Below are 25,095 nucleotides of genomic sequence, written 5' to 3'. Positions count from 1 at the left end.
TGCGGAGGAGTGCAGTTGTTCACGGGCGGACGGTAGCCGGTGGTCCGCCGCACGTCACCGGACGCGAGGGCAGACCTGCTGCCCATGAGGGCAACCACCGCCCGGGGACGGTCGGCGGGAGGTTGGTACAAAGTACGGCGCACGGGCCGGGGAGCGCGGTTCCGGCCACCGTCCGCTCACGGAGGTACCCGCCCATGACGCTGGACCACATCTCGGAACTGCACGGCCTGCCGGTGTTCGTCTTCCCGCTGCCCGGGGAGAACGCCCGGGGCCTGCCCGAAGCGGAGTCGGTGGCCTGGAAGCTCGTCCGGCAGGACGGCGACCCGGAGGACTTCGACGACTGCTGGAACCGGTTCCTGGACACCGTGGACCCGTCGCGGGTGCGCGCCCTGGTCCTCGGGGCGGGCGCCTACGGCAGCGAGCTGGACTCCGGCGACTGCTGCGACGAGGTGGTGGAGCGCCTCGCCGGGGCGGCGGACCGGCTGACCGGTCTTCGGGCCCTCTGTCTCGCCGACCTCGACTTCGAGGAGTGCGAGCTCTCCTGGATCGTCCAGGGCGACGTCAGCCCGTTCCTGGCCGCCTACCCCGGGCTGGAGGAGCTCGCCGTACGCGGTTCGGGCGGTGGCTTCGGCGGCGGTCCTGGGCTGGAGTTCACGCCGTTGCGCCATGAGAATCTGCGCGTCCTGCGCTTCGAGAACGGCGGGCTGCCCGTCGAGGTGGTGCACGGGCTCGCCGCCTCGGAGCTGCCCGCGCTGGAGCACCTGGACCTGTGGCTGGGCGCGGAGTGGTACGGCCGTACCACCACTGTGGCCGACCTCGCGCCGATCCTGGACGGCTCCCGCCTGCCCGCCCTGCGCCGGCTGGGCCTGCAGAACGGCGACAACCAGGACGAGGTGGCCGCCGCCGTCGCCGCCGCGCCCGTGGTGGCCCGGCTGACCGCTCTGCACCTGGGCCGGGGCACCCTGTCGGACACGGGCGCCAGGGCACTGCTGAGCGGTCAGCCGCTGGTGCATCTCCAGGAACTGGACCTGCACCACCACTACCTTTCCGACGCGATGGCGGAGCGGATACGACAGGCTCTGGAACCCTACGGCGTCAAGGTGGACCTGTCGGGGCGGGAGGACGCGGACGGCCCGGACGACCGGTACGTGGCCGCGGGCGAGTGACCGTCCGCGGCCGGTGACCTCAGCCGACCTCGGCCAGCAGGTCACCGCCCTCCACCTGCTGGATGCGGTTGATGGCCAGCCTGCCGACCCGTCCGGCCTGCGGGGCGGTGATCGTCGCCTCCATCTTCATCGCCTCGATGGTGGCGATCGTCGCGCCGGCGTCCACCTCGTCGCCCTCGGCCACCACCAGCGTGACCACGCCCGCGAACGGCGCGGCGACATGGCCGGGGTTGGCGCGGTCGGCCTTCTCGGTCACCGGTACGTCGGAGGATGCCGCCTTGTCCCGGACCTGGATGGGCCGCAGCTGGCCGTTCAGGGAGGACATGACGGTGCGCAGGCCGCGCTCGTCGGCCTCGCCGACGGCCTGGAGCTCGATCAGCAGCCGGACGCCGGGCTCGAGGTCGACGGCGTACTCCTTGCTCGGGCGCAGACCGTAGAAGAAGTCCTTGCTGTCGAGCACGCTGGTGTCGCCGTAGGCCTGGCGGTGGGTTTCGAAGTCGCGGGTCGGGCCGGGGAAGAGCAGCCGGTTGAGCGTGCTGCGGCGGGTCTTCTCCAGGCCCTCGCGATCCTCGGTGGTCAGCTCCTGGACGGGCTTGGCGTCGGCGCGGCCCCGCAACGCCTTGCTGCGGAACGGCTCGGGCCAGCCGCCGGGCGGGGTGCCCAGTTCGCCGCGCAGGAAGCCGATGACGGAGTCGGGGATGTCGTACCGGTCGGGCGACGCCTCGAACTCCTTGGGGTCCACTCCGGCGCCGACCAGGTGCAGGGCGAGGTCGCCGACCACCTTGGAGGACGGGGTGACCTTGACCAGGTGACCGAGGATGCGGTCGGCGGCGGCGTACATCGCCTCGATGTCCTCGAAGCGGTCGCCGAGGCCGAGCGCGACGGCCTGGGTGCGCAGGTTGGAGAGCTGTCCGCCGGGGATCTCGTGGTGGTAGACGCGTCCGGTCGGGGAGGCGAGGCCCGCCTCGAAGGGGGCGTAGATCCTGCGGACGCCCTCCCAGTACGGCTCCAGGTCACCGACGGCCTGGAGGTCGAGGCCGGTGGGCCGCTCGGAGTGGTCGGTCGCGGCGACGATCGCCGACAGCGAGGGCTGCGAGGTCGTCCCCGCCATGGAGGCGACGGCGCCGTCGACGGCGTCCGCGCCGGCCTGGATCGCGGCCAGATAGGTGGCGAGCTGACCGCCCGCGGTGTCGTGGGTGTGCAGGTGCACCGGCAGGTCGAACTCGCGGCGCAGCGCGGACACCAGTTTCGCCGCGGCCGGCGCGCGCAGCAGGCCCGCCATGTCCTTGACGGCCAGGACGTGGGCGCCCGCCTCGACGATCTGCTCGGCCAGGCGAAGGTAGTAGTCGAGGGTGTAGAGGCGCTCGTTCGGGTCGGACAGGTCGGAGGTGTAGCAGAGGGCGACCTCGGCGACGGCCGTCCCCGTCTCCCGTACGGCGTCGATGGCGGGCCGCATCTGCCCGACGTCGTTGAGCGCGTCGAAGATGCGGAAGATGTCGATGCCGGTGGCGGCGGCCTCCTGCACGAAGGCGTCGGTCACCTCCGTCGGGTAGGGCGTGTAGCCGACCGTGTTGCGGCCGCGCAGCAGCATCTGCAGGCAGATGTTGGGGACGGCCTCGCGCAGGGCCGCCAGCCGCTCCCACGGGTCCTCGGCGAGGAAGCGCAGGGCGACGTCGTAGGTGGCGCCGCCCCAGCACTCCAGGGACAGCAGCTGGGGCAGGGTCCGGGCGACCAGCGGGGCCGGGGCGAGGAGGTCCTTGGTGCGGACCCGGGTGGCGAGCAGCGACTGGTGGGCGTCGCGGAAGGTGGTGTCGGTGACGCCGATGGTCGGCGACTCGCGCAGCCATCGTGCGAAACCCTCGGGACCGAGGTGGACGAGACGCTGGCGGGAACCGGCGGGCGGCTCGGTGTCCGGCAGCGGCGGCAGCTTGGTGGTCGGGTCGATCAGCGCGGGCCGCTCGCCGTGCGGCTTGTTCACCGTGACGTCGGCGAGGTAGGTCAGCAGCTTGGTGCCGCGGTCGGCCGAGGACCGTGCGGTGAGCAGGTGCGGGCGCTGTTCGATGAACGACGTCGTGACGCGTCCGCCCTGGAAGTCCGGGTCGTCCAGGACGGCCTGGAGGAAGGGGATGTTGGTGGACACGCCCCGGATGCGGAACTCGGCCACGGCACGCCGGGCGCGTCCGATCGCGGTCTGGAAGTCGCGGCCCCGGCAGGTCAGTTTGACCAGCATCGAGTCGAAGTGCGCGCTGATCTCCGTACCCGCGTGGGTGGTACCGCCGTCGAGGCGGATGCCGGACCCGCCCGGCGAGCGGTAGGCGCTGATGCGGCCGGTGTCGGGGCGGAAGCCGTTGGCGGGGTCCTCGGTGGTGATCCGGCACTGGAGCGCGGCGCCGTGCAGGGTGATCGTCTCCTGGGACAGACCGAGGTCGGCCAGGGTCTCGCCTGCGGCGATGCGCATCTGGGCCTGGACGAGGTCGACGTCGGTGACCTCCTCGGTCACCGTGTGCTCGACCTGGATGCGCGGGTTCATCTCGATGAAGACGTGGTTGCCCGCGGGGTCGAGGAGGAACTCGACGGTGCCGGCGTTGCGGTAGCCGATCTGCCGGGCGAAGCGGACCGCGTCGGCGCAGATGCGGTCGCGCAGCTCCGGGGCCAGGTTGGGCGCGGGGGCCAGCTCGATCACCTTCTGGTGACGCCGCTGGACCGAGCAGTCGCGTTCGAAGAGGTGGATGACGTTGCCCTCGCCGTCGGCGAGGATCTGCACCTCGATGTGGCGCGGGTCGACGACGGCCTTCTCCAGGAAGACGGTGGCGTCGCCGAAGGCGGACGCGGCTTCGCGGGAGGCCGCCTCGATGGACTCGCGCAGCACGGCCGGGTCCTCGACGCGGCGCATGCCTCGTCCGCCGCCGCCGGCGACGGCCTTCACGAACAGGGGGAAGCCGATGTCCTCGGCGGCCGCGACCAGTTCGTCGATGTCGTTGGAGGGCGCGGACGAGCCGAGCACGGGCACGCCCGCCGCGCGGGCCGCCGCCACCGCGCTCGCCTTGTTGCCGGTCAGTTCGAGGGTGCGCGCGTCGGGGCCGACGAACGTGATGCCCGCCTCCTCGCAGGCGCGCGCCAGTTCGGGGTTCTCGGAGAGGAACCCGTAGCCCGGGTAGACGGCGTCGGCGCCCGCCCGGCGCGCGGCGCCGACGATCTCCTCGACGGAGAGGTAGGCCCGCACCGGGTGCCCTTGCTCTCCGATCTCGTAGGCCTCGTCGGCCTTCTGCCGGTGGAGTGAGTTGCGGTCCTCGTGCGGGAAGACCGCGACCGTGCGCGCGCCCAGCTCATAGCCGGCGCGAAACGCACGGATCGCGATCTCACCACGGTTGGCGACCAGCACCTTGCGGAACATCGGGGACCCCTTCAGCCTGGCGGTGACGAGGACCATCGTGTCGGTGCGTGACCGGGTTGGCCATGTGAGTCGGGCCACTCGGCCCATGTCTCGCTCGATCGGACCGTGCCCGGCCGCGTGCGACGCCCGGTCAGGTCGCCGTCGCCGCAGCGGCGGCCCGTCCTGCCTGGCGCCCGGAGAACAGGCAGCCGCCGAGGAACGTGCCCTCGAGCGAGCGGTAGCCGTGGACTCCGCCGCCGCCGAAGCCGGCGACCTCTCCGGCCGCGTACAGACCGGGCACGGGGCTCCCGGCCGCGTTCAGGACCCGGCCGAGGAGGTCGGTCTGGAGACCGCCGAGGGTCTTGCGGGTGAGGACGTTGAGGCGTACGGCGATCAGCGGGCCGGCGCCGGAGTCGAGGATGCGGTGGATGGCGGCCGTGCGGCTGAGCGAGTCGCCGGTGTAGTTCAGGGCGTTGCGAATGCCCATGACCTGCACGTCCTTGGTGTACGCGTTGTCGATCTCCCGGTCCCGGGCCTCGATCTGCCGCTTCATGTCGGCGAGGTCGATGAGTGAGGTGCCGGTCAGCTTGTTCATGCCGGCGACGAGGTCGGTGAGCGTGGTGGCGACGACGAAGTCCTCGCCCTTGTTCTTGAACTTCTCGATCGGCTCCGGGGTCTGCCAGATCCGGGTCAGCAGCTGCCAGACGTTCTTGTTGGTGAGGTCGGGGTTCTGTTCGGAGCCGGAGAGCGCGAACTCCTTGGCGATGATCTTCTGGGTGGTGACGAACCAGGAGTAGTCGTAGCCCGAGTCGGTGATGGTCTTGAGGGTGTGCAGGGTGTCGTAGCCCGGGAGGTCGGGGGCGTTGAACCGCTTGCCCGTCGCGTCGAACCACATCGAGGAGGGGCCGGGGAGGATGCGGATGCCGTGGCCCGGCCAGATCGGGTCGTAGTTGCGCAGGCCCTCGGTGTAGTGCCACATGCGGTCCGGGTTGACGATGCGCCCGCCCGCCTTCTCGGTGATGCCCAGCATGCGGCCGTCGACGTGCGCGGGGACGCCCGTGACCATGAACTTCGGCGGGGTGCCCAGCCGGGCGGGCCAGTTCTGGCGGACCAGGTCGTGGTTGGCGCCGATGCCGCCGGAGGTGACGACGACGACCGGGGCGCGCAGCTCGAAGTCACCGACGACCGTGCGGGAGCTGGGCTTGCCGCGGGCCGCGCCGCTGGGCTCCAGGACTGCCCCGCGGACGCCGGTGACGACTCCGCCGGTGGTGACGATCTCGTCCACGCGGTGCCGGAACCTGAAGGTCACCTTGTTGTCGGCGACGGCGGCCCGCACCTTCTTCTCGAACGGCTCGACGACCGCCGGTCCGGTGCCCCAGGTGACGTGGAAGCGGGGCACCGAGTTGCCGTGTCCGGTCGCGAGACCACCGCCGCGTTCCGCCCAGCCGACGATCGGGAACCACTGCACGCCGAGTCCGGAGAGCCAGGACCGCTTCTCGCCGGACGCGAACTCGACGTACGCCTTGGCCCACTGGTACGCCCAGTGGTCCTGGCCCTTGGGGTCGTCGACGCCCCGGTCGAAGCCGGCCGTGCCCTGCCAGTCCTGCCACGCCAGGTCGTAGGTGTCCTTGACGCCCATCAGGCGCTGTTCGTCGGAGTTGACGAAGAACAGTCCGCCGAAGGACCAGAACGCCTGGCCGCCGATGCTCGCCTCGGGCTCCTGGTCGAGGAGGAGCACCTTGCGTCCGGCCGCGGCGAGTTCGGCGGTGGCGACGAGTCCGGCGAGGCCGTGGCCGACGACGATCGCGTCGGCGTCCTGCGTGGCGCCGTACGCGGGGAAGGCCTGCGCGGCGAGGGTCGCGCCCGCGAGGACTCCGCCCGCCGCGGTCAGGGCGTGGCGGCGGGTGATTCCATCGGCTTCGGGGGTGTCCATGAGCGGCCCTCCTGGAGGCTTCGCGGGGGCGGTACCCGGACCGTGCTCGGGAAAGGCCTGGCCGGTCCATGGGTGGCGGGACGAAGGGGTGTTCCCGCGACAACAGCGCTGTTACCGTCGGTAGCCCAACAGGAAACCAGGTCGTCACACGGCTCCGGTAGTGCGCGGGCGTCAACGTGGGCGTCGCTCGCTTGTGGCTCGGCGACAGCGCCCGGGCGGAAGGGGGACCATGGCCGTCGTCCACGGCCCGGAGGCCGTCACCAGGGTCCTGCGGGGCATGGCCGCCGACGCGGAGGTGTGCGTCGAGCTCGCGCAGGCCGCGCGCAGCCGCTCCCCCGGACTGGGCCGGCTGACCGAGGAGGCGACCCGGTCGCATGTGACGGCGATGCTCCGCGCGGCCGACCCCTGGTTCACCGCGCCGGAACGGACCGGGTCGGTCGACGAACAGGATTTCTCGGCCGCCCTGCTGCTGGGCGCCGACCGTGCCGTGCAGGACGTGCCGATGACGGTCGTCCTGCGGGGCGTGCAGGCGGCACTGGCGCGGGCGGCGGAGATCGTAGTGGACCGCTGCCGTTCGGCCGGCGTCTCGGACCGGGCCCTGCTGTCGGTCGTGCTGCGCCTCCAGGAGTACGGCGCGGCGATGGAACGGCAGGTGATCCATGGCTATCGCGCCGCCGAGCACGAGTCGCCCCGCGCCCTGGGCGCCGTCCGCACCCGGCTGCTGCACCAGGCCCTGCTCGGCGAAGTCCCGCCGCGCGAGGCGGAGTTGGCGCGCGCCGGAGTACGGGCGGACGCCGCCGGGCACTACCACTGCCTGGTCGCCGCGCCCGCACCCGCGCGGGCGGTGCGGTCGCCGCACGCGGTGACCGTGCCGCTCGACGGGCGCACGGTGGGCCTGTGTCCACGGCCGCCAGAGGCCGGCGAGCTGGGTCCGGAGGCGTTCGTCGTGGTCGCGCCCGCCGCTCCCCTGCCGGAGCTGCCCGCGCTGTACCGGCTGTGCGTGCGCGCCGTGGATATCGGCCGGCAGCACGGCCTGCACGGGCTGTACGACGTCACCGACTTCGCCGCCAGGATCGCCCTGGCCGAACAGCCCTCCCTGGGAGCGCTGTTGAGCCGTCGGCTGCTCGGCTCCCTCGATCCGGCGGACGCCTTCCACCGCCAGCTCGCCCGCACCGCACTGGCGTTCCTGGACAACGGACGCCGGCTCGACCAGACCGCCGCCGCGCTGTTCACCCACCCCAACACCGTCCGGTACCGGCTCGGCCGGCTCCGGCAGATCACCTCCTCCTCCCTCGCGGACGGCGACGGCCCGCCCGCCACCCTGCACTGGTGGTGGGCCCTCACCGCATGGCTGGAGTCGTCAACCCGGCCCTGAGCAGAAGGCCTTGCACGCCGCCCGCCATGTTCGACCTGTCGGACATTGTTCGAGAACTATTGACGCGGCCATGTACACCGTTTGACACTCTCGCAACATCACGTCACACGGTTGAAACGGCGGTTGCCCCATGACCCACAGACATCGACTGCGCGACCGTGCGAGACGCGGGGCGGGACAACTGGCCGCACTGACCGCCGCGTCCCTGCTCGTCGGCCTTGTCGGGGCGGCAACTCCCGTTCAGGCGGACGAGCTTGCCGACGTCACCGACGGTCTGGCCCTCTGGTACAAGCTCGACGCCACGTCCGGCAGCACGGCGGTCGACGCCTCCGGCCACGGCCGCGACGGCACGGTGGCCGGCACCGCCGGCTGGTCGTCCACCGGCCAGGGCCTCGCCTTCAACGGTTCCGACACCTACATCAAGGTGCCGAACGACGTGATGAAGGGCCTGGACGCGATCAGCGTCGCCATGGACGTGCGGCTCGACGCCGGCCAGTCGACGCCGTACTTCCTCTACGGCTTCGGCAACTCCAGCGGCGGCAACGGCAACGGCTACCTGTTCACCACCGGCAATTCCCTGCGCACCTCGATCGCCACCGGCAACTGGTCGACGGAACAGACCACCAAGCCCGCCGACTCCCACAACCTCACCCGCTCGGTGTGGAAGCACCTCACCTACACGCAGTCCGGCACCACCGGTGTGCTGTACGAGGACGGCGTCGAGGTCGCCCGCAACACGTCGGTCACCATCACCCCCGGCGCCATCGGCTCCGGCATCACCACCGCCAACTACATCGGCAAGTCGGTGTACTCCGGCGACAAGCTCTTCAAGGGCGACATCCGCGACTTCCGCGTGTACGACCACGCGCTGGCCGCCTCCGACGTGGAGCAGCTCGCCCTCCCCGTGGCCACGCAGGGCGTCGCCGAGGACAGGGCGGCCCTGGACCTCGGTGACACCGGCGCCGTCACCGCCGACCTGAACCTGCCGAAGACCGGCACGGCCGGCGGTGCCTCGATCAGCTGGGCCAGCGACAACACCTCCGTGGTGTCGGACGCGGGCAGGGTGACCCGCCCCACCGCGGGTGAGCCGGACGGCCACGCCACCCTCACGGCGACCCTCAGGAAGGGGACGGTCACGGCCACCAAGGCCTTCGACGTCACGGTCCTCGCCGCCTTCGACGACGCGACCGCCGCCCGCCAGGCCGCCGACGCCCTCGCGGTCCACAACCTCGACGACGCACGCGGCAACCTCAGCCTGCCGGCGACGGGTTCCTACGGCACCGCCGTCACCTGGGCCTCCGAGCGGGCGGACGTGGTCTCGGCCGACGGTGTGGTCCACCGTCCCGCGCACGGCACCGGGGCCGCCACCGTCGACCTGACCGCGACCGTCACCAAGGGCGCGGCGAAGGCGACCCGCGTGTTCACCGCGAAGGTCCCCGAACTCCCCGTGAAGGAAGCCCTCAAGGGCTACATGTTCAGCTACTTCACCGGTGAGGGCACGTCCGACGGCGAGCAGCTCTACGCGGCCCTCAGCAAGGGAAACGACCCGCTGAAGTGGCGGGAGCTGAACGACGCGAAGCCCGTCCTGACCTCCACCCTCGGCGAGAAGGGCCTGCGCGACCCGTTCATCATCCGCTCCCCCGAGGGCGACAAGTTCTACCAGATCGCCACCGACCTCAGGATCTACGGCAACGGCGACTGGGACGCCGCCCAGCGCACCGGCAGCAAGTCCGTCATGGTCTGGGAGTCCACCGACCTCGTCCACTGGACGGACCAGCGCCTGGTGCAGGTCTCCCCCGACAGCGCCGGCAACACCTGGGCGCCGGAGGCCTACTACGACAGCGACCTCGGCGAGTACGTGGTCTTCTGGGCGTCGAAGCTGTACGACAACGCCTCGCACTCCGGTGGCACCTACAACCGGATGATGTACGCCACGACCCGCGACTTCTACACGTTCAGCGAGCCCAAGGTCTGGATCGACCGCGGCTACTCGGTCATCGACTCCACGGTCATCCAGCACGACGGCACGTACTTCCGGCTGTCGAAGGACGAGCGCAACAACACCTCCTCCACCCCCAACAGCAAGTTCATCTTCGAGGAGAAGAGCGACTCGCTGCTGAACCTCTCCTGGGACCCGGTCGCCGAGGGCATCGGCAAGGGCGCGATGAACGCGGCCGAGGGGCCGCTGGTGTTCAAGTCCAACACCGAGGAGAAGTGGTACGCCTTCCTGGACGAGTTCGGCGGCCGCGGCTACCTCCCGTTCGAGACGACGGACCTCGCCTCCGGCGTCTGGACCCCGTCCACCGGCTACGACCTGCCGGCCAAGCCCCGCCACGGCACCGTCCTGCCGGTCACCCAGGCCGAGTACGACCGGCTGCTGCGCGCCTACCAGCCGGACCAGCTGGTCGAGAGCGTCGAGGACATCGCGGTGAAGACCCGCGTCGGTGACGCCCCGGTCCTTCCCGCCACAGTGATCGCCGCCTACGCCGACGGCGTCCGCCGCCCGGTGGCGGTCACCTGGGACGCCGTCCCGGCCTCGGCCTACGCCCAGGCCGGCACCTTCGCCGTGACGGGCAGCCTCCCCGGCGGCGCCGCACTCCCGGTCCGCGCCGAGGTCACGGTCTCGACGGAGGGCCCGGACGTGCCCGCCGACCTGCTGCTGCACTACGGCTTCGACGAGACGTCCGGCAACATCGCCGTCGACTCCAGCGGCCATGGCAACCACGGCACCTACGTCCGTACCCCCGAGTTCGGGACCGGCGTGGACGGCGGCTCGTTCAAGATGTCCGGCGACTCCGCCACCTCCCCCTACGTCAAGATCCCGAACGGCGTGCTGAAGGGCGCCGACAGCGTCACCGTGTCCACATACGCCAAGTGGAAGGGCGGCTCCGCCTTCCAGTGGCTGTTCGGGCTCGGGCCCGACAGCGACAAGTACCTCTTCGCCACCCCGTCCAACGGCGGCTCGAGCCTGTACTCGGCCATCACGAAGGCGAGTTGGTCGGCGGAGTCGAAGCTCACGGCCGGCTCGCAGCTGACGCCCGGCGAATGGCGGCACGTCACGGTCACCCTCGACGGCTCGACCGGCACGCTGGTCCTCTACGTCGACGGCGTCGAGGCGGCCCGGGCCACCGGCGTCACCACCAAGCCCTCCGAGCTGTACGACGCCACCAAGGACTACAGCGGCTACATCGGCAGGTCGCTGTACTCGGCCGACCCCTACTTCGGCGGCGAGGTCGACGACTTCCGCGTCTACGGCCGGGCCCTGTCGGCCGCGGAGGTCATGGAGCTCAGCGGCAACACCGCGGGCATCGCCAGGGCGACGCACCCCGCGCTGAAGGTCGACGCCCTCCTGGACAACGCGAGCGGCAAGATCACGCTGCCGCTGAAGGAGGGCACCGACCTCACCTCGCTGGCACCGGAGTTCACCCTCGCCCACGGCGCGGCGATCAGCCCCGTCTCCGGCAGCGTGCACGACTTCAGCAAGCCGGTGACGTACGAGGTGACCGGCTCCGACGGCACCAGGCGCACCTGGACCGTCGCCGCACTGATCATGAAGAGCCCGGTGCTGCCGGGTCTCAACGCCGACCCGAACATCGTGCGCTTCGGCGACACCTTCTACATGTACCCGACGACCGACGGCTTCGACGGCTGGAGCGGTACGCGGTTCAAGGCGTACTCGTCGACCGACCTGGTGCACTGGACCGACCACGGCGTCATCCTCGACCTGGGCCCGGACGTGAGCTGGGCGGACAGCAGGGCGTGGGCGCCGACGATCGCCGAGAAGGACGGGAAGTACTACTTCTACTTCTGCGCCGACGCCAGCATCGGTGTCGCCGTCTCCGACTCGCCCACCGGCCCGTTCAAGGACGTCCTGGACAAGCCGCTGCTCAAGGCGGGCCAGTACAGCGGCCAGATGATCGACCCGGCGGTCTTCACGGACGACGACGGCCAGTCGTACCTCTACTGGGGCAACGGCCACGCCTACGTCGTCCCGCTCGGCGACGACATGGTCTCCTTCGACGCCTCGAAGGTCACCGACATCACCCCGAGCGGCTACAACGAGGGCAGCTTCGTCGTGAAGCGCCAGGGCACCTACTACTTCATGTGGTCGGAGAACGACACCCGGGACGAGAACTACCGGGTCGCCTACGCCACCGGTCCCTCGCCCACCGGCCCGTGGACCAAGCGGGGCGTGATCCTGGAGAAGGACCTCTCCCTCGGTATCAAGGGCACCGGGCACCACTCGGTCGTCCAGGTGCCGGGCACGGACGACTGGTACATCGCCTACCACCGTTTCGCCCTCCCGGGCGGTGACGGCACCCACCGCGAAACCACCGTCGACAAGCTGGAGTTCGACGCCGACGGCCTGATCAAGAAGGTCGTGCCCACCCTCACGAGCATCGACCCGGTCACCGTCGTCCACGCCGGTCCGGACGCCGAGGGCGTCGAAGGCGCCCCGATCGCCCTGAACGGCACGCTCTCCGGGGCGGGCGGTGCGCGGTGGACCCTCGAGAGGGGCGCTCCCTGCACGGTCGCGGACCCGGCCGCCGCCCGGACCACGGTGACCTGCACCGACAACGGCACCTACACCTTCACCCTGACCGGCGGCCGCAGCACCGACACGGCCGTAGTGACGGTGACGAACGCGGCCCCGGCCATCACCTCCGCCACCGGCCCGTCAGGACCGGTGCCGACCGGCCGCCGTACGTCGGTCACCGCCCGGTTCACCGACCCGGGCGCCGGGGACGGCCACACCTGCGTCGTCGACTGGAAGGACGGCGGCAAGCCGGCCGCCGGCACGGTCACCGCGTCCGGCTGCCGTGCCGAGCACACCTACACCTCGACGGGCATCCGCCGTCCGGTGATCACCGTCACCGACGACGACGGCGCCTCGGCCGCCACGACGCTCCCCGAGCTGATCGTGTACGACCGCGGCGCGGGACCGGTGGTCGGAGCGGGCACCTTCAGTGCCCCGGTCGGACCGAAGCTGACCGGCCGGGCGTCCTTCTCGGTCGCGGCCGGCTATCTGCCCAGTGGCACCGCCCCGGCCGGAGAGGTGTCCTTCGACTTCAGGCCGGCCCGGCTGAAGCTGCGCTCCACCGGCTTCGACTGGCTCGTCGTCTCCGGCTCCACGGCCGTCCTCCAGGGTTCGGGCACGGTCAACGGCAAGAGCGGCTACGCCTTCCGCGTCACGACGACGGACAGCCCGGACACCTTCCTCATCAAGGTCTGGAAGAAGTCCGGCGGGAAGGTGATCTACAGCAGTGGTGCCCCGGCGAAGGTCAGCGGTGTCATCACGGTCGGCCACCGGCGCCGGTAGCGCAGCTGCCTGGCCCTCGATCGGGCCGGGCGGTTAAGGTCATGGGCCCCCTGCCCGAGGCAGGGGGCCCGATCGTTTCCTGGGGGGACACGACGCATGCCCACACCCGAGCAGATCTGGCAGGACGCCGATCTCGCCACCCGGCGCCTGGCCGGAGTCGCCCTCAACCCCTCGGCTCCGCAGGACGTCCTGCTGCACCTGCTGGCTAAGGCGCCGCTCGCCGTACGGATGGTGCTGTGCCGGGACCGGGTGCTGCCCGAGGCGGTCGTCGACGCAGTCGTCGACCATCCCGACCATCGCACCCGTAGCTTCTTCGCCCGCAATCCCCACGTCGACCCGGCCCAGCGGGTGCGGCTGGCGGACGATCCGCACTGGTTCGTTCGCGCCCATCTCGCCGAGGCCCCCCGGGTGACTGCCCCCGCCGAGCCGCGGCCGCTGCCCGACGACGCCGTCGTCCGCATGATGAACACCTACGATCCGGAGCACCTGGGCGGCACCTTCTACCGGCAGTTCTCCCTCACGCTGCGCCGCTCCATGGCAACGCATCCGGACGCGAAGGTCCGCGCCTGGGGAGTCGGCATGTGGGGATGGCAGGACGCGAAGACGCGGGCCGCGCTGCTGGCCGATCCCGACGACGAGGTGCGCAGGAGGGCGCAGGCCCTGCTGCGCCACGAGGATCCGGTGTGGGTGGAGAGCGTGCTGCCCGAGCAGTCCTGCCACGCCCGTACCGGCATCCTGCTCCATGACGCTCTCAGCCGGGCCGTCGTGGACAGCGTCCTCAGCGCTCCGGCCGGCCCCGAGGACCGGCGGATGATCGCGTCCAACCCCAGCCTGCCTCCCGACGTCGTGGTCCTGCTGGCAGCCGATCCGGACCCGGAGGTCCGGTGGAGCATCTCGCGCCGCGCGGACCTCGGTCCCGTCGAGCGCCGCGCGCTGGTCGCTGATCCCGAACCCGGCGTACGCCGGATGGTCGCCCGCCACCGCGACCTCGACCCCGACGAGCGTCGTCTCCTCGCGGCCGATCCCGACCCGAAGGTGCGGCTGTCCGTGTCCGTCCACCCCGCGTGGACCGAGGAGGAACGGGCCGCGATCGACTACGAGGTCCCCCTCGACGAGCCGTTCTGCTTCTACCCCGAGCGGCTGTTCCCCCGGGGCCCCGAAGCCGTCCGCCGGGACGCGCTCTCCGGTCACCCGATGCTGCGCCGGGAAGCGGCGAGGGAGCCCACCCTGCCGCCGGACCTCGTGGCCCGGCTGGCCGCCGACGACGACCTCGGCGTCCGCGTCCTGCTGGCCCAGAACCATCCGGACGCCCCGGCGGCCCTCCTGCTGCGCGGCTTCCTCGAGTACACCGGCCCCGAGCGCGCCCACCTCGTCACCCGGCCCAACTTCCCGACGCACGGGCTGGCCGCCCACGCCGACGACGAGGATCCCGCCGTCCGGGCCCTGGCCGCCCGCGACCCGGGGACCCCGTCGGCCACCGTGGCACGGCTCACCCGGGACCCCGAAGCCGCCGTCCGGGCGGCCTTCGCCCGCCACCCGAACCTGCCGCCCCCGCTGCTGGCGGAGCTCCTCGACGCCGAGGAGCTGGCCCACCACGCCGCCGCCAACCCGGCGCTGACCGAGAGCGCACTGCGCGCCCTGGCGGCGGCTCTGCCCCTCAGCTGACGGCCAACAGCGTCTCCAGGGCCCGGGCGGTCTGCGGATACCGGGAGAGCAGGGCCGCTCCGGACGACCGGGCGCCGGCACTCTCCCACGTCCCGTCGCAGCCCAGCAGTTCCGCCAGCGCGTCGCAGGTCGCGGGGTGCGCGACCAGAAGCGGCAGAGCGCCCGCCGCGCTCGCCGCCGACTCCACCGGCACGCGCTGCGGTTCCCGCGGCAGCCGCCACGGCGGTACCCAGGCGTCCAGCTCGGCGAGCCGGGCGGGGAAGACCCGGCCGGCCTCCCGGATCAGCAGCGGGGCCAGCTCGGTACCGCCGGCCCGCAGGGTGGTGATGAGGGTCGGCAGCCAGGGGAGCAGCACCGCGTCCGGAAGCAGGGCGAACGCGTTCGACACGGCCTCGACGACGAAGTCGGCCAGGCCCGGGACCGGTTCCAGGGCGTGCACGAACCCGCTGAGGTAACGCGGGTAGGCCGGCAGCACCAACGGGTTGCCGAGCAGCTCGGCGCAGCGCGCCCGCAGGACCGGCCTCGGCAGGGTTCCCAGGTGGGTCTGCGCCGCCCAGAGCAGTGCGGTGCGTGCGGGCTCGGCCGGATGGGACTGGGCGAGGGCGAGCTCGAGCTGGGTGCGGTCACAGCCCAGGGACAGGGCCAGGCCCTCCATGCCGAACAGGAACCCCAGCATCGCCGCGACCTGGCGGACCGTCGCGTCGTCGTCGGTGAACGCCGTCGGCAGCAGGGTGCAGTAGTGCGCGTAGCCGGTCTTGACGAAGGACTCGATCCAGGGCGGGAGCACCGGTTCGCAGGTGCGGTAATGGGCCAGCAGACGGCGGATCCGGCGCAGTACCTCCGGAGCGCCGTCGACGCTGCGTTCACTCGCCAGGACCTCCAGGGCCCTGGTGCCGAGCTCGTCGGCGAGACGGCGGCTGCGCAGGTAGAGCATGGCGTCCTCGACAGCCTCCAGGACCTGGGCGGCCGTGGCCTGCGGGGCGTACGCGACGCGCCGCAGCCGCTGTTCGAGCACCTGCTCGATGCTGACACCCTCGTAGCCCAGTTCGATGAGGGCGCGCTCGTGGGTGCCCAACGCCAGATCCCAGGACTCCTGGATGGGGCGCTCGCCGAGGCGGCGTTCACCCATGATGGGCCGGGCCGCACCCCGGGGCAGCAGCCGGCGCAGCATCCACAGCAGGTCGGAGCAGTGCCCGAGTTCCGGTCGCGAGGCGATGTCCAGCAACGCGCGCTGCACTCCGCGCTGCTGGAGCCTCAGCTCCAGCGGTGCCAGCCGGTCGTGCACGTCACGGGCCAGCGGCGGCAGCGCGTCGTAACCGACCCGGCCGACGCGGTCGCCGCCCATCATGATCTCGACCAGCCGGCCCACGTCCCGCCGGCCCGGTACGGCGTCCTTCTCGATGCAGGTGACGGCCGCGTCCTGGAAGTCGTACGGCGTCGGCTTGGCGCGGTCGCGCATACCGGCCAGCAGGATCGACGTCTCGAAGACGGCGATGGCGTCGGCGGTGGAGGCGAGGTAGCCGTTGCGTCGCGCGGCGCGCACGATCTCCACGGACCAGCCGAGCAGTTCGGCCTCGTCGAGGGCGTCGAGGGCGGGCGGCCGCCGGAGAAAGCCGGTGAGCCGGTCGGCGGGCGGGGCGGGGGGCGCGGAAGCCGTCGTGGCGAGGGCCTTCCTCGGCTTCGCGCTCTTCGCGCCCGCCTGGCCCTCCAGGCGGAACGGACGGACTCCGGTACGCCTCACGTTCTTCGCCCATTCCGTCGCGGCGATGGACACGGACCCGGCGGCGAGCCCGAACTGCGCCTCGATCGCGCCGTGACTGGACGGGATCAGACCGTGGCGCCACCTGGTGCCGCTCGGCGGGCTGATGGTGAAGGTGTCGCTGCCGTGGACACCGAACTCCGCGACGCGGCTGGCCGCGTGGAAGGCGCCGCAGACGTAGAGGCAGTCGGCGGGGTCGGTGGCGGTGGCGGCGAGGTGCTCGCGCATCCGGGTCCACATGTACCGCTCGCGGTCCTCGTCGACCCGTACCCTGCCGGGGTCGCCGGGGGCGAGGCGCCTGAAGAGACTGCCGATGAGCAGCATCACCTGGCGGTAGGTGTCGTGGTCGCTGTCGCCGAGGGGCAGTTCGACGTACTGGTGCCACCATTCCGACCAGTGCCGCACCCGGCCGTGGCGGAGCAGGTGCTCCTCCAGTTCGGCGAAGCGGGGGCGCAGGTCGCCGATCTCCACCCCGACGGCGTCGCCGTGCAGGGCGGTCTGCTCCGTCGCTTCGGGCGCGTCGGGGTCGCCGTCGCCCTCACTGTCGGCTTCGCCGTCGGGTCCGGTCTCCCACTGGAAGACGTGGTCCGAGGAGCGGTCGACGAGAACGAGTTCGACGCCCGGGGTGTCGAGCGCGTAGGCGATGGCCTGGTACTCGGCGGAGGCCTCGGTGACCGGGGCGACCACCGAGAGCGGTGCCCAGTCGGCGGGAAAGCCGTCGATCTCGCTCGCGAAGGACTGCACGGCCACCGGCAGACGGCAGTTGCGCAGCTCGGTGAGCAGGGGCGCCATGTCCTCGCACAGCTCGAGGTAGACCGTCTTCGGCTGCTTCTCGCGCAGCCGGCGTGCCATGGCGATGGCCGAGGCCGGTGAGTGGTGGCAGACCGGGAAGATCTCCAGGGGTTCACTCACCGCGCGTTCGACGTCGTCGACGATGCCCCGCAGGATGCCCTCCAGGGCTCCGGGTCCGTCGGCGAACGTGGCGGCGGCGTCCTGGAGCTGGGAGCGCAGCGCGGTGAAGGTGCCCTCGGGGCCCCCGGTCACGACAGGGTCGCGATCGCGTCGCGGCCGCCCTCGAGGAACTCCGGCCAGGAGCCCCCTTCCTCCTTGCCGCGCGGCTCGACGACGCCGTGCAGGTACTTGTTGAGGATGGCGAGGTCCTCCGGTGCGCGCCGGGCCAGGGAACCGACGAGCGAGGAGGCGAGGGTGCGGGCGGTCAGGACGCGTTCGCCGAAGAAGTTGCTGTGCAGGACGGCGTCCTCCAGAACGCCGATCTGCTCGGCCGTGGACAGGGCGGACTCCAGCTTCTCGTCGTCACTGCCGGCGGCGGCAGAGGAGGCCCGCAGGTCGGCGAAGCTCCGCAGCAGCACGTCCAGCAGCGTCGGCGGGACGTCCAGTTCGATCCGGTGGCGGCGCAGCAGTTCCTCGGTGCGGAACCGGACGATCTCCGCCTCGCTCTTCTTGTTCGTCACCACCGGGATGCGCACGAAGTTGAAGCGCCGCTTGAGAGCCGAGGAGAGGTCGTTGACGCCCCGGTCGCGGCTGTTGGCGGTGGCGATGACCGAGAAGCCGGGCTTGGCGAACACGATGTTGTCGCTGTCCTGGTCGCTGCCCAGTTCCGGGACCGAGATGTACTTCTCGGAGAGGATCGAGATCAGCGCGTCCTGGACGTCGCTGGTGGAGCGGGTGAGTTCCTCGAAACGGCCGATCGCGCCGGTCTCCATCGCGGTCATGATCGGCGAGGGGATCATCGACTCGCGCGACTGGCCCTTGGCGATGACCATCGACACGTTCCACGAGTACTTGATGTGGTCCTCGGTGGTGCCCGCCGTGCCCTGCACGACCAGCGTGGAGTTGCGGGAGATCGCGGCGGACAGCAACTCGGCCAGCCAGCTCTTGCCGGTGCCGGGGTCGCCGATGAGGAGCAGGCCGCGGTCGGAGGCAAGGGTGACGATGGAGCGCTCGACGAAGCTGCGGTCGCCGAACCATTTCGGGGCGATCTCCCGGTCGAGGCCGTCGGCGCGCTCGGAGCCCAGGACGAACAGGCGCACCATCTTCGGGGACAGCCGCCAGGAGAACGGCTTGGGGCTGTCGTCGATCGACTCCAGCCAGTCGAGTTCCTCGGAGTACTTGAGTTCGGCGGGGGCGCGCAGCAGGTCGGTCATCCGAGGGCCTTTCCAGGAAGCGAAGGGAGTCAGGAAAGCGGGAAGCGGGGAAGCGGGGAAAGCGGGTGAGGTCGGGAAAGCGGGCGGGTCGGGAAAGCGGGTGGGGTCAGGTGAGGAATGTCTTGAGTTCGTGGACGAGCTTGTTGATGTGACCGGAGATCACCGGTGTGCCGAGGGCCTTGAACCGCTCCCGGAACCAGGGGTTGACCTCCTGCCGCCCGGAGCTGGTCACCGAGCCGACGGGGATGAACCTCACGCCGGAGCGATGGACCTCCTCGATTCCCTCGAACAACGGCTGGGACCGGTCGAACTCGTAGAAGTCCGAGATCCACACCAACGCGGTGTTCCTGGGCTCGGCGATCTTCGGCCGGGCCATGGCCATCGCGACCGGACCGTCGTTCCCGCCCCCCAGCTTGGTCCGCAGCAGCACCTCGAACGGCTCGTTCACCCAGGGCGTCAGGTCGATGGCACGGGTGTCGTACGCGATCAGGTGCACGTCCACCTTGGGCAGCCCGGCGAAGATCGACGCCAGGATCGTGCAGTTGACCATCGAGTCGACCATCGAGCCCGACTGGTCCACCACCACGATGAGCCGCTGCGGTGTCGTCCTGCGGGCGGTGTGGCGGTAGTAGAGACGGTCGACGTAGAGGCGTTCCTCTTCGGGGCTGTAGTTGGTGAGGTTCTTCCAGATCGTGCGGTCGAGGTCGAGGTTGCGGAACACGCGTTTGGGTGGGACCGAGCGGTCGAGCTCGCCGACCGTGGCCTTCTCCACCTGGGTGCGCAGCACTTGGGCGACCTCGTCGACGAAACGGCGGATCAGCGCCTTGGCGTTGGCGAGAGCGACCCCGGAGAGGTTGTTCTTGTCCCGTAGCAGCTGCTCGATCAGCGACATGCTCGGGGTGAGCCGCGCGGCGAGTTCGGGGTCGGCGAGCACTTCTCGCAGGTGCATGCGCCGAACGAGGTCCGCCTCGATGGCGCCGAGTTCCGGGCCGAGCGCGGGGACGAGCCCGCCGTCGGGCGCTGTACCGCGACCGCCCCGCAGCTCCCCCGGCCGGCAGCCGAGCGCGCGCTCCAGCCAGCCGGCGTCGCTCTGCCAGCGGGACAGCTGTCCGGCGCCGACGGCTCCGGAGCCGGTGGAGAAGACGTTCAGCAGCACCTTGGACACGAGTGCCGCGCGCCGCACCTCCGCCGCACGACCAGGCGCGTCGGGGTCAGCCGCATCCTCACTTCCGGTGTCGCTGCCTGCCTCGGCACGGGTACCGGTGGTGGTGCCGGTGCCTGCCTCGGCAAGGGTATCGGTGCCGGTGTCAGTACCGGAGTCGGAGTCGGGGAGCATCAACGCGTCGAACTCCGACTCCAGTTCCGGGTGGCGCTGGACGATCGAGTCGACGGAGGTCTGCGGGTCCAGCAGCGCGGGCGGCAGGCCGATGTCCTCGACCACGGCGAGGCTCGCCGACTCCAGTCCGGGCTGCTCCTCGGGGTCGAAGAGGCGGGCCAGCAGCCGCCAGTAGAGAACCTGGCGGCGGTTGTCGTCGGGAACGGTTTCCGGCATGGGGTCGTTCACTTCCGCAACAGCCTTCCCGCTCGTTCGCGCAGGACGGTCACGGCGTCGGTGGCGGCCTTCTCGGCCCGGGCGCCGGCCTTGTCGGTGGTGCCGCCGGCCCACGCGCCCGCGTGCAGGGCGACGGCCTTCCTGCGCACCGTGGTCTCGACGGCGAGCGGCTGGAGAAGGAAGCCGCCGCCGTCCCAGCGGAGCAGGCCGATACAGGCACCGGAAGCCGCGACGGCCTCGGGCGTCAGCGGGCTCGCGGTGGGGATGCGGTCGGTGTCGACGCGGAAAGTGTGACCGGCGACGGCGAAGGTGAGGGTGTCCCCGTCCTGCTCACTGCGATAGCCCTCCAGGAACACCGGCTCGGCGATTCGCACGGGGTGGCGGTCCAGGGGCGCGGTGGGCAGGGTGGTGGCGGTCGGCAGGACGACCCGCGCGGTGGCGAGGGCGTCGGCGGCGTCACCCGTACGGGCCCGGGCGCCGTCCCAGAGCAGGTCGCCCTCGTCGGTGAGGGGCATGGCGTCGAGGTCCATCGCCCGGCCTTCGCCGAGGGCGGTGAGCAGCGACAGGTGCGGCCGCAGCAGCTGCCAGACGCCCGCCGCGACGACGGTGTCCGGCTTGGGCACCGAGACGCTCGCGCGGACCAGGCGGGGCGCGCTGCCGTCGGCGGGTTCGAACACCGCGTGCACCTGGGCCTGCGCGGCGGTGGCGTGCTCGTGCAGGTCGACGCCGAGCGGCAGCAGACGGCCGGTGGCGGCCTCGACCGCGGGCCGGCCGGCGGCGCCGGGCCGGGTCAGCAGCAGGGCCCGGGACCACAGGTCGCCCCAGCGGCGCGCCGGGATCCGTTCCAGGGTCGCGCCGGGGCAGGAGGCGGCGAGTTCCGCGGCGAATCCGTCGAGCAGGGTGGCGAGGCGGCGCAGCTCGGGGTCGGGCAGCATCGCGGAGACGATGGGCGCGGCACCGCCGGCCAGTTCGTGGTCGATGCCCCGCCAGCCGGCCCGCGCGAGGTCCGACAGCCAGGTACGGGCGGCCGCGAGCAGGTTCACCGCCGGTCGCTCGGCGGGCGCGGCGGCCGCCCGCTCCTCACGTGTGCGGCCGGTCACCTCGTCGGTGCCGGCCGTGAGCGCGTCGTGCACGGCACCCAGCAGGGCGGTCCGGGCGGCGGCGAGGGCGACGAAGTGGTCCTCGCTCGCGGCTCCGGCCGCGGCCTTCCCTGCGGCCTCGGCGACCGGGGCGGCCAGCGGACTGCCGGCGACGGCGGCGGCGAGTCCGTTGAGATCGTCCATGCTTTCGGGCCGGGGCCGCAGCAGGCCCGTCACCAGGGTCCGGTCGAAGGCGTCGACCGCCGTCAGTGCCTCGTCCAGCCCCTCCACGGGGGCGGTGAGCAGACCGGCCCGCTCGCCCGCGCTCGGATCGTGCCCGCTGTGGGGCGGCTCCGGGTCGGCGGCCGCCCGGGTCGGTGGGAACCACTGGAGTTCCGGGAGCGGGGCGGTGACCGGGGGCAGCTCCAGGTAGGCCAGGTGGCGCAGGAAGCGGCTGAAGACGGGTGCGGCGACCGCCTTGCCGTCGGCCTGGGGCGGGTGGGTGCCGGTCATCGCGGTGGTGAGGGCGGCGGCGTCCGCCTCCGCGTCCGTGGGCTCGACGCGCAGGTAGCGGGCGACGCGATCGGCGCCGTACTGGAGCACGGCCTCGGTGATCAGCGCGCGGATGTGGTTGCAGAACGAGCCCCGGGCGCCGCCGCAGGGACGGTTGTTGTTGGTGCTGCACGCGAAGGCGTAGGTGCCGGCGCCGACCGACGACACGTACACCCGCTCGATGTCCGAGCCGCTGGAGACCACGCCCTGCAGGCGTCCGTCGGCCAGTTCGACGAAGGGGACCTTGGCGAGCTTGCGCGGCCGTGCGGGCGGCACCACCCGGGCCGTACTCGAATTCTCCCAGTCGGACAACGCACCATCTCCTTTGCGGCACAGGGCTCCGCACGCCGAATCGGCGCAGGACAGGGGGGCTGCCGCGCCGGAGTGGCGCGACAACGACGAACTTACCGGCGACCACTGACAATGCCGTCCGAGACCGCGGTCGGGCCCCGCCCGCGACCACGAGAGGTCCGCGTCAGAAACCGAGGGCGAGCCCCGTCCGAGTCCGAGAGCGAGCCCCGACCGGGACCGAGGGCGGGCCCCCTCCGCATGCCGGTCGGCGCGGGCCCCGTCCGCATGCCGGTCGGCGCGGGCCCCGTCCGCATGCCGGTCGGCGCGGGCCCCGTCCGCATGCCGGTCGGCGCGGGCCCGGGCGGCTCGGCTCTTCTAGAATTGTGATGATCATGCTCGGGGGCGACGGCAGGGGCATGTCGACGTGAAGGGGCAGGGTTGAGCGGGGAGCAGGCGGCGTTCGGGGCGCTGCTGCGGGAGTTTCGGCTGACCGCGTCGCAGACCATCGAGGGGCTGGCCGAGGCGTCCGGCGTGAGTGTGCGGGGCATCGGGGACCTGGAGCGCGGTCGGCGGGCGGCGCCGCAGCGGCGCACGGTCGCCGCGCTCGCGGACGGTCTGGGCCTGGCGGAGGCATCGCGGGAGCGGCTGCTCACGGCCGCGCGGGCCGGACGCGGTGCGGGGTACAGCCCGGTGGGCGTACGGGCGTTCCCGCGCGGCATCGACGACTTCGTGGGCCGGGAAGGGGAGTTGACACGGCTGGCGGCGCTCGCGGAGCACGAGGCCGCCGCCCAGCCGGTGGTGGTGGCGGTGTCCGGGCCGCCGGGCACCGGCAAGACGACGCTGGCGCTGCACGCGGCACGCGGTCTCGCCGACCGGTTTCCGCACGGGCAGCTGGTCCTCGACCTGCGCGGCACGGACGACGATCCGCCCGCTCCCGCCGAACTCGTGCTGCGGGTGCTGAAGGCCCTTCAGGTGGCCGACCGGGACCTGGCCCAGGCCGGGCCGCAGGGTCATCCGGCGCTGTACCGGCAGCTGTTGGCCGAGCGGCGCTGTCTGCTGGTCCTGGACAACGCGCGCGACGAGGGGCAGGTGCGTCCGCTGCTGCCGGCCGCGGGCGCCGCCATGGTGGTGGTGACGAGCCGTCGCATGCTGACCGGGCTGGACAGCGTGCACCGGCTGCCGCTCGGTGAACTGAGCCCGGCGGAGGCCGCCGAACTCCTGGCCGCCCTCGTCGGGACCGATCGGGCCGCCGCCGATCCGGCCGCCCTGCGCGATGTCGCCGAGCGCTGCGGACACCTTCCGCTCGCCCTGCGGGTGGCGGGCAACTGGCTTGCCACCCGCACCGGTTGGAGCGTCCGCAGGCTCGCGGACCGCCTCGCCGTCGAGGAGCGGCGGCTGGACGCGCTGACCGCCGGGGACGTGCGGGTGGCCGCCGCCTTCGACCTCTCCTACCGTCAGCTGACTCCCGACGCCGCCCGGCTGTTCCGGCGTCTCGCCCTGGTCCCCGGCCAGGACACGGCGGCATCCGGTGCCGCCCGGCTCACCGGGCAGCCGCTGTTCGACGCCGAGGACACCCTGGAGGAGCTGGTCGAGACCGGCCTGCTGGGGACGGACGGGGACCGCTACCGTCTGCACGACCTGCTGCGGCTGTACGCCCGCACGCGCCTGGAGGCCGAGGAGAGCGGGCAGGAGGCGGACCGGGCCCGTGCGGCGCTCTTCCGCTGGCTGCTGGAGACCGCGGTGGTCGCGGGCCGCTGGTTCGAGCCGGGCCACGGCGCTCCACCACCCGCCTGGCAGGGCACGGTGGACCTGTCGACGGCGGGCCGGGCCCGCGCGTGGCTTCAGGCGGAGGGTGCCAACTGGCTGGCCGCCCTGCGCGCGGCGGAGGCCGCCGGTGAGCACGCGACCGTGGTGGAGGTGGCCGAGGCCCTGCACTGGTTCTCCGACCAGTGGATCTTCTGGGGGCACTGGCCGGAGGTCTTCGGCACGGCCGCCCGCTGCGCGCGGGCGCTGGGCGATCCGGCGGTGGAAGCCACCATGCTCAACTATCACGCCTGGGCGCTCCTCGTGTGCGAACGCCGCCACCAGGACAGCCTGCTGCGCTCCGCCGAGGCCCTGACCGCCGCGGTACGGGCGGACGCCGCCGGCCAGCAGGCGTGGGCCCATATGTACCGTGGCTGGGCGCTTCAGCAGATCGACGAACTGGGCCCCGCCGCCGACCACATGCACCGCGCCGCCGACCTGTTCGAAACCGTCGGCGATCTGCACGGCGGTCTCCAGGCCCGGCACGGGCGGGCCATCGTCCTGCAGAAACAGGGCCTGACGGGAGAGGCGCACGCGTTCTACGAGGACACGCTCGCCTTCCTCGAGCAGGTCAGCGACCGGCTGGAACCGCATATCGCCGACGTCACCCGGATCGGGCTGCACGCGGGCCTGGGCAGCAGCCTCGGCGAGCTGGAGCGCTGGACGGAGGCGGTGGAGCAGCTGACCACCGCCGTGGCGATCTGCCGGGCGAGCGACAACACCGCCCTGGAGAGCCGCCAGCTCGTCCACCTCGGCAGGGCGTTGCGGTCCGCCGGACGTCCGGAACAGGCACGCGCGGCCTTCGCGCGCTGTGTCTCGCTCGGTGGCCACGCCGACCCGCGCTCCGTCGACCAGGCCCGTGACCTCCTCGCCGGCCTCGACGCGCTCTGACCCCGCACCCTCGTCCCCGGTCCGCCGCGACACGGGGACGGGGGCGGAGGCGGTGCGCGCCGCCGACGGGCGATGCCCCTGGCCGTGCCGCCCATCCTGCCCCCGCGCACTCCCCCGCGTCTTGTCCCGGAGCGCACCGCACTGTTCTCACAGCGCACGGCACACGACCCG

At 72.2% G+C, this 25,095-nt stretch carries 11 protein-coding genes and 1 pseudogene; 5 read left to right on the top strand and 7 right to left on the bottom strand.

What is annotated here, in order from left to right; translation table 11 throughout:
• The first annotated feature begins 194 nt into the window (after positions 1–194).
• Entirely contained in the window at positions 195–1,166 is a 972-nt protein-coding gene (locus tag ACFWBB_RS00805) for an STM4015 family protein (protein WP_385265004.1), read from the top strand.
• 19 nt (positions 1,167–1,185) lie between these two features.
• Here ACFWBB_RS00805 and ACFWBB_RS00800 read toward each other — a convergent pair whose 3' ends face one another.
• Positions 1,186–4,560 carry a pyruvate carboxylase gene (locus tag ACFWBB_RS00800; protein WP_385265001.1) on the bottom strand — a complete coding sequence of 1,125 codons (3,375 nt, stop codon included), beginning with the start codon at positions 4,558–4,560 and terminating at the stop codon, positions 1,186–1,188.
• Between the two features lie 130 nt (positions 4,561–4,690).
• Positions 4,691–6,472 (bottom strand): FAD-binding dehydrogenase, encoded by a 1,782-nt coding sequence (locus ACFWBB_RS00795; RefSeq protein ID WP_385264999.1) that lies wholly within the window; start codon positions 6,470–6,472, stop codon positions 4,691–4,693.
• Positions 6,473–6,701: 229 nt separating this feature from the next.
• Here ACFWBB_RS00795 and ACFWBB_RS00790 point away from each other — a divergent pair, with 229 nt between their 5' ends.
• From ACFWBB_RS00790 to ACFWBB_RS00780, 3 genes are all read left to right on the top strand, one after another.
• A complete protein-coding gene (locus ACFWBB_RS00790) occupies positions 6,702–7,847 on the top strand; it encodes a helix-turn-helix domain-containing protein (RefSeq protein WP_385264996.1) in 1,146 nt (381 codons plus the stop codon).
• Between the two features lie 130 nt (positions 7,848–7,977).
• A complete protein-coding gene (locus ACFWBB_RS00785; RefSeq protein ID WP_385264994.1) occupies positions 7,978–13,167 on the top strand; it encodes a family 43 glycosylhydrolase in 5,190 nt (1,729 codons plus the stop codon).
• 96 nt (positions 13,168–13,263) lie between these two features.
• Positions 13,264–14,832: a hypothetical protein gene (locus ACFWBB_RS00780; protein WP_385264991.1), complete on the top strand. Its 1,569-nt coding sequence runs from the start codon at positions 13,264–13,266 to the stop codon at positions 14,830–14,832.
• Here ACFWBB_RS00780 and ACFWBB_RS00775 read toward each other — a convergent pair.
• The 5 genes and pseudogenes from ACFWBB_RS00775 to ACFWBB_RS00755 form a co-directional block, all read right to left on the bottom strand.
• Positions 14,825–17,635, bottom strand: a complete 2,811-nt coding sequence (locus tag ACFWBB_RS00775) for a hypothetical protein (protein WP_385264989.1) — start codon at positions 17,633–17,635, stop codon at positions 14,825–14,827. The genes ACFWBB_RS00780 and ACFWBB_RS00775 overlap by 8 nt on opposite strands.
• On the bottom strand, positions 17,632–18,756 hold the full coding sequence (locus tag ACFWBB_RS00770) for an AAA family ATPase (RefSeq protein WP_385264986.1): 1,125 nt from the start codon (positions 18,754–18,756) through the stop codon (positions 17,632–17,634). The genes ACFWBB_RS00775 and ACFWBB_RS00770 overlap by 4 nt, the downstream gene beginning before the upstream one ends.
• 106 nt (positions 18,757–18,862) lie before the next feature.
• Positions 18,863–20,308 carry a VWA domain-containing protein gene (locus ACFWBB_RS00765; protein ID WP_385264984.1) on the bottom strand — a complete coding sequence of 482 codons (1,446 nt, stop codon included), beginning with the start codon at positions 20,306–20,308 and terminating at the stop codon, positions 18,863–18,865.
• Positions 20,309–20,316: 8 nt separating this feature from the next.
• Positions 20,317–21,693, bottom strand: a complete 1,377-nt coding sequence (locus ACFWBB_RS00760) for a hypothetical protein (RefSeq protein WP_385265554.1) — start codon at positions 21,691–21,693, stop codon at positions 20,317–20,319.
• A gap of 54 nt (positions 21,694–21,747) precedes the next feature.
• Positions 21,748–22,275 (bottom strand): annotated as a pseudogene (locus ACFWBB_RS00755) (hypothetical protein); the annotation flags it as partial.
• A 393-nt stretch (positions 22,276–22,668) separates the two neighbouring features.
• Here ACFWBB_RS00755 and ACFWBB_RS00750 point away from each other — a divergent pair.
• Positions 22,669–24,924 (top strand): ATP-binding protein, encoded by a 2,256-nt coding sequence (locus tag ACFWBB_RS00750; protein WP_385264982.1) that lies wholly within the window; start codon positions 22,669–22,671, stop codon positions 24,922–24,924.
• Positions 24,925–25,095 lie beyond the last annotated feature (171 nt).

It is taken from the genome of Streptomyces sp. NPDC060000, assembly GCF_042737375.1.
Lineage (GTDB): Bacteria > Actinomycetota > Actinomycetes > Streptomycetales > Streptomycetaceae > Streptomyces.
This window is presented reverse-complemented; position numbering and strand designations above follow the sequence as displayed.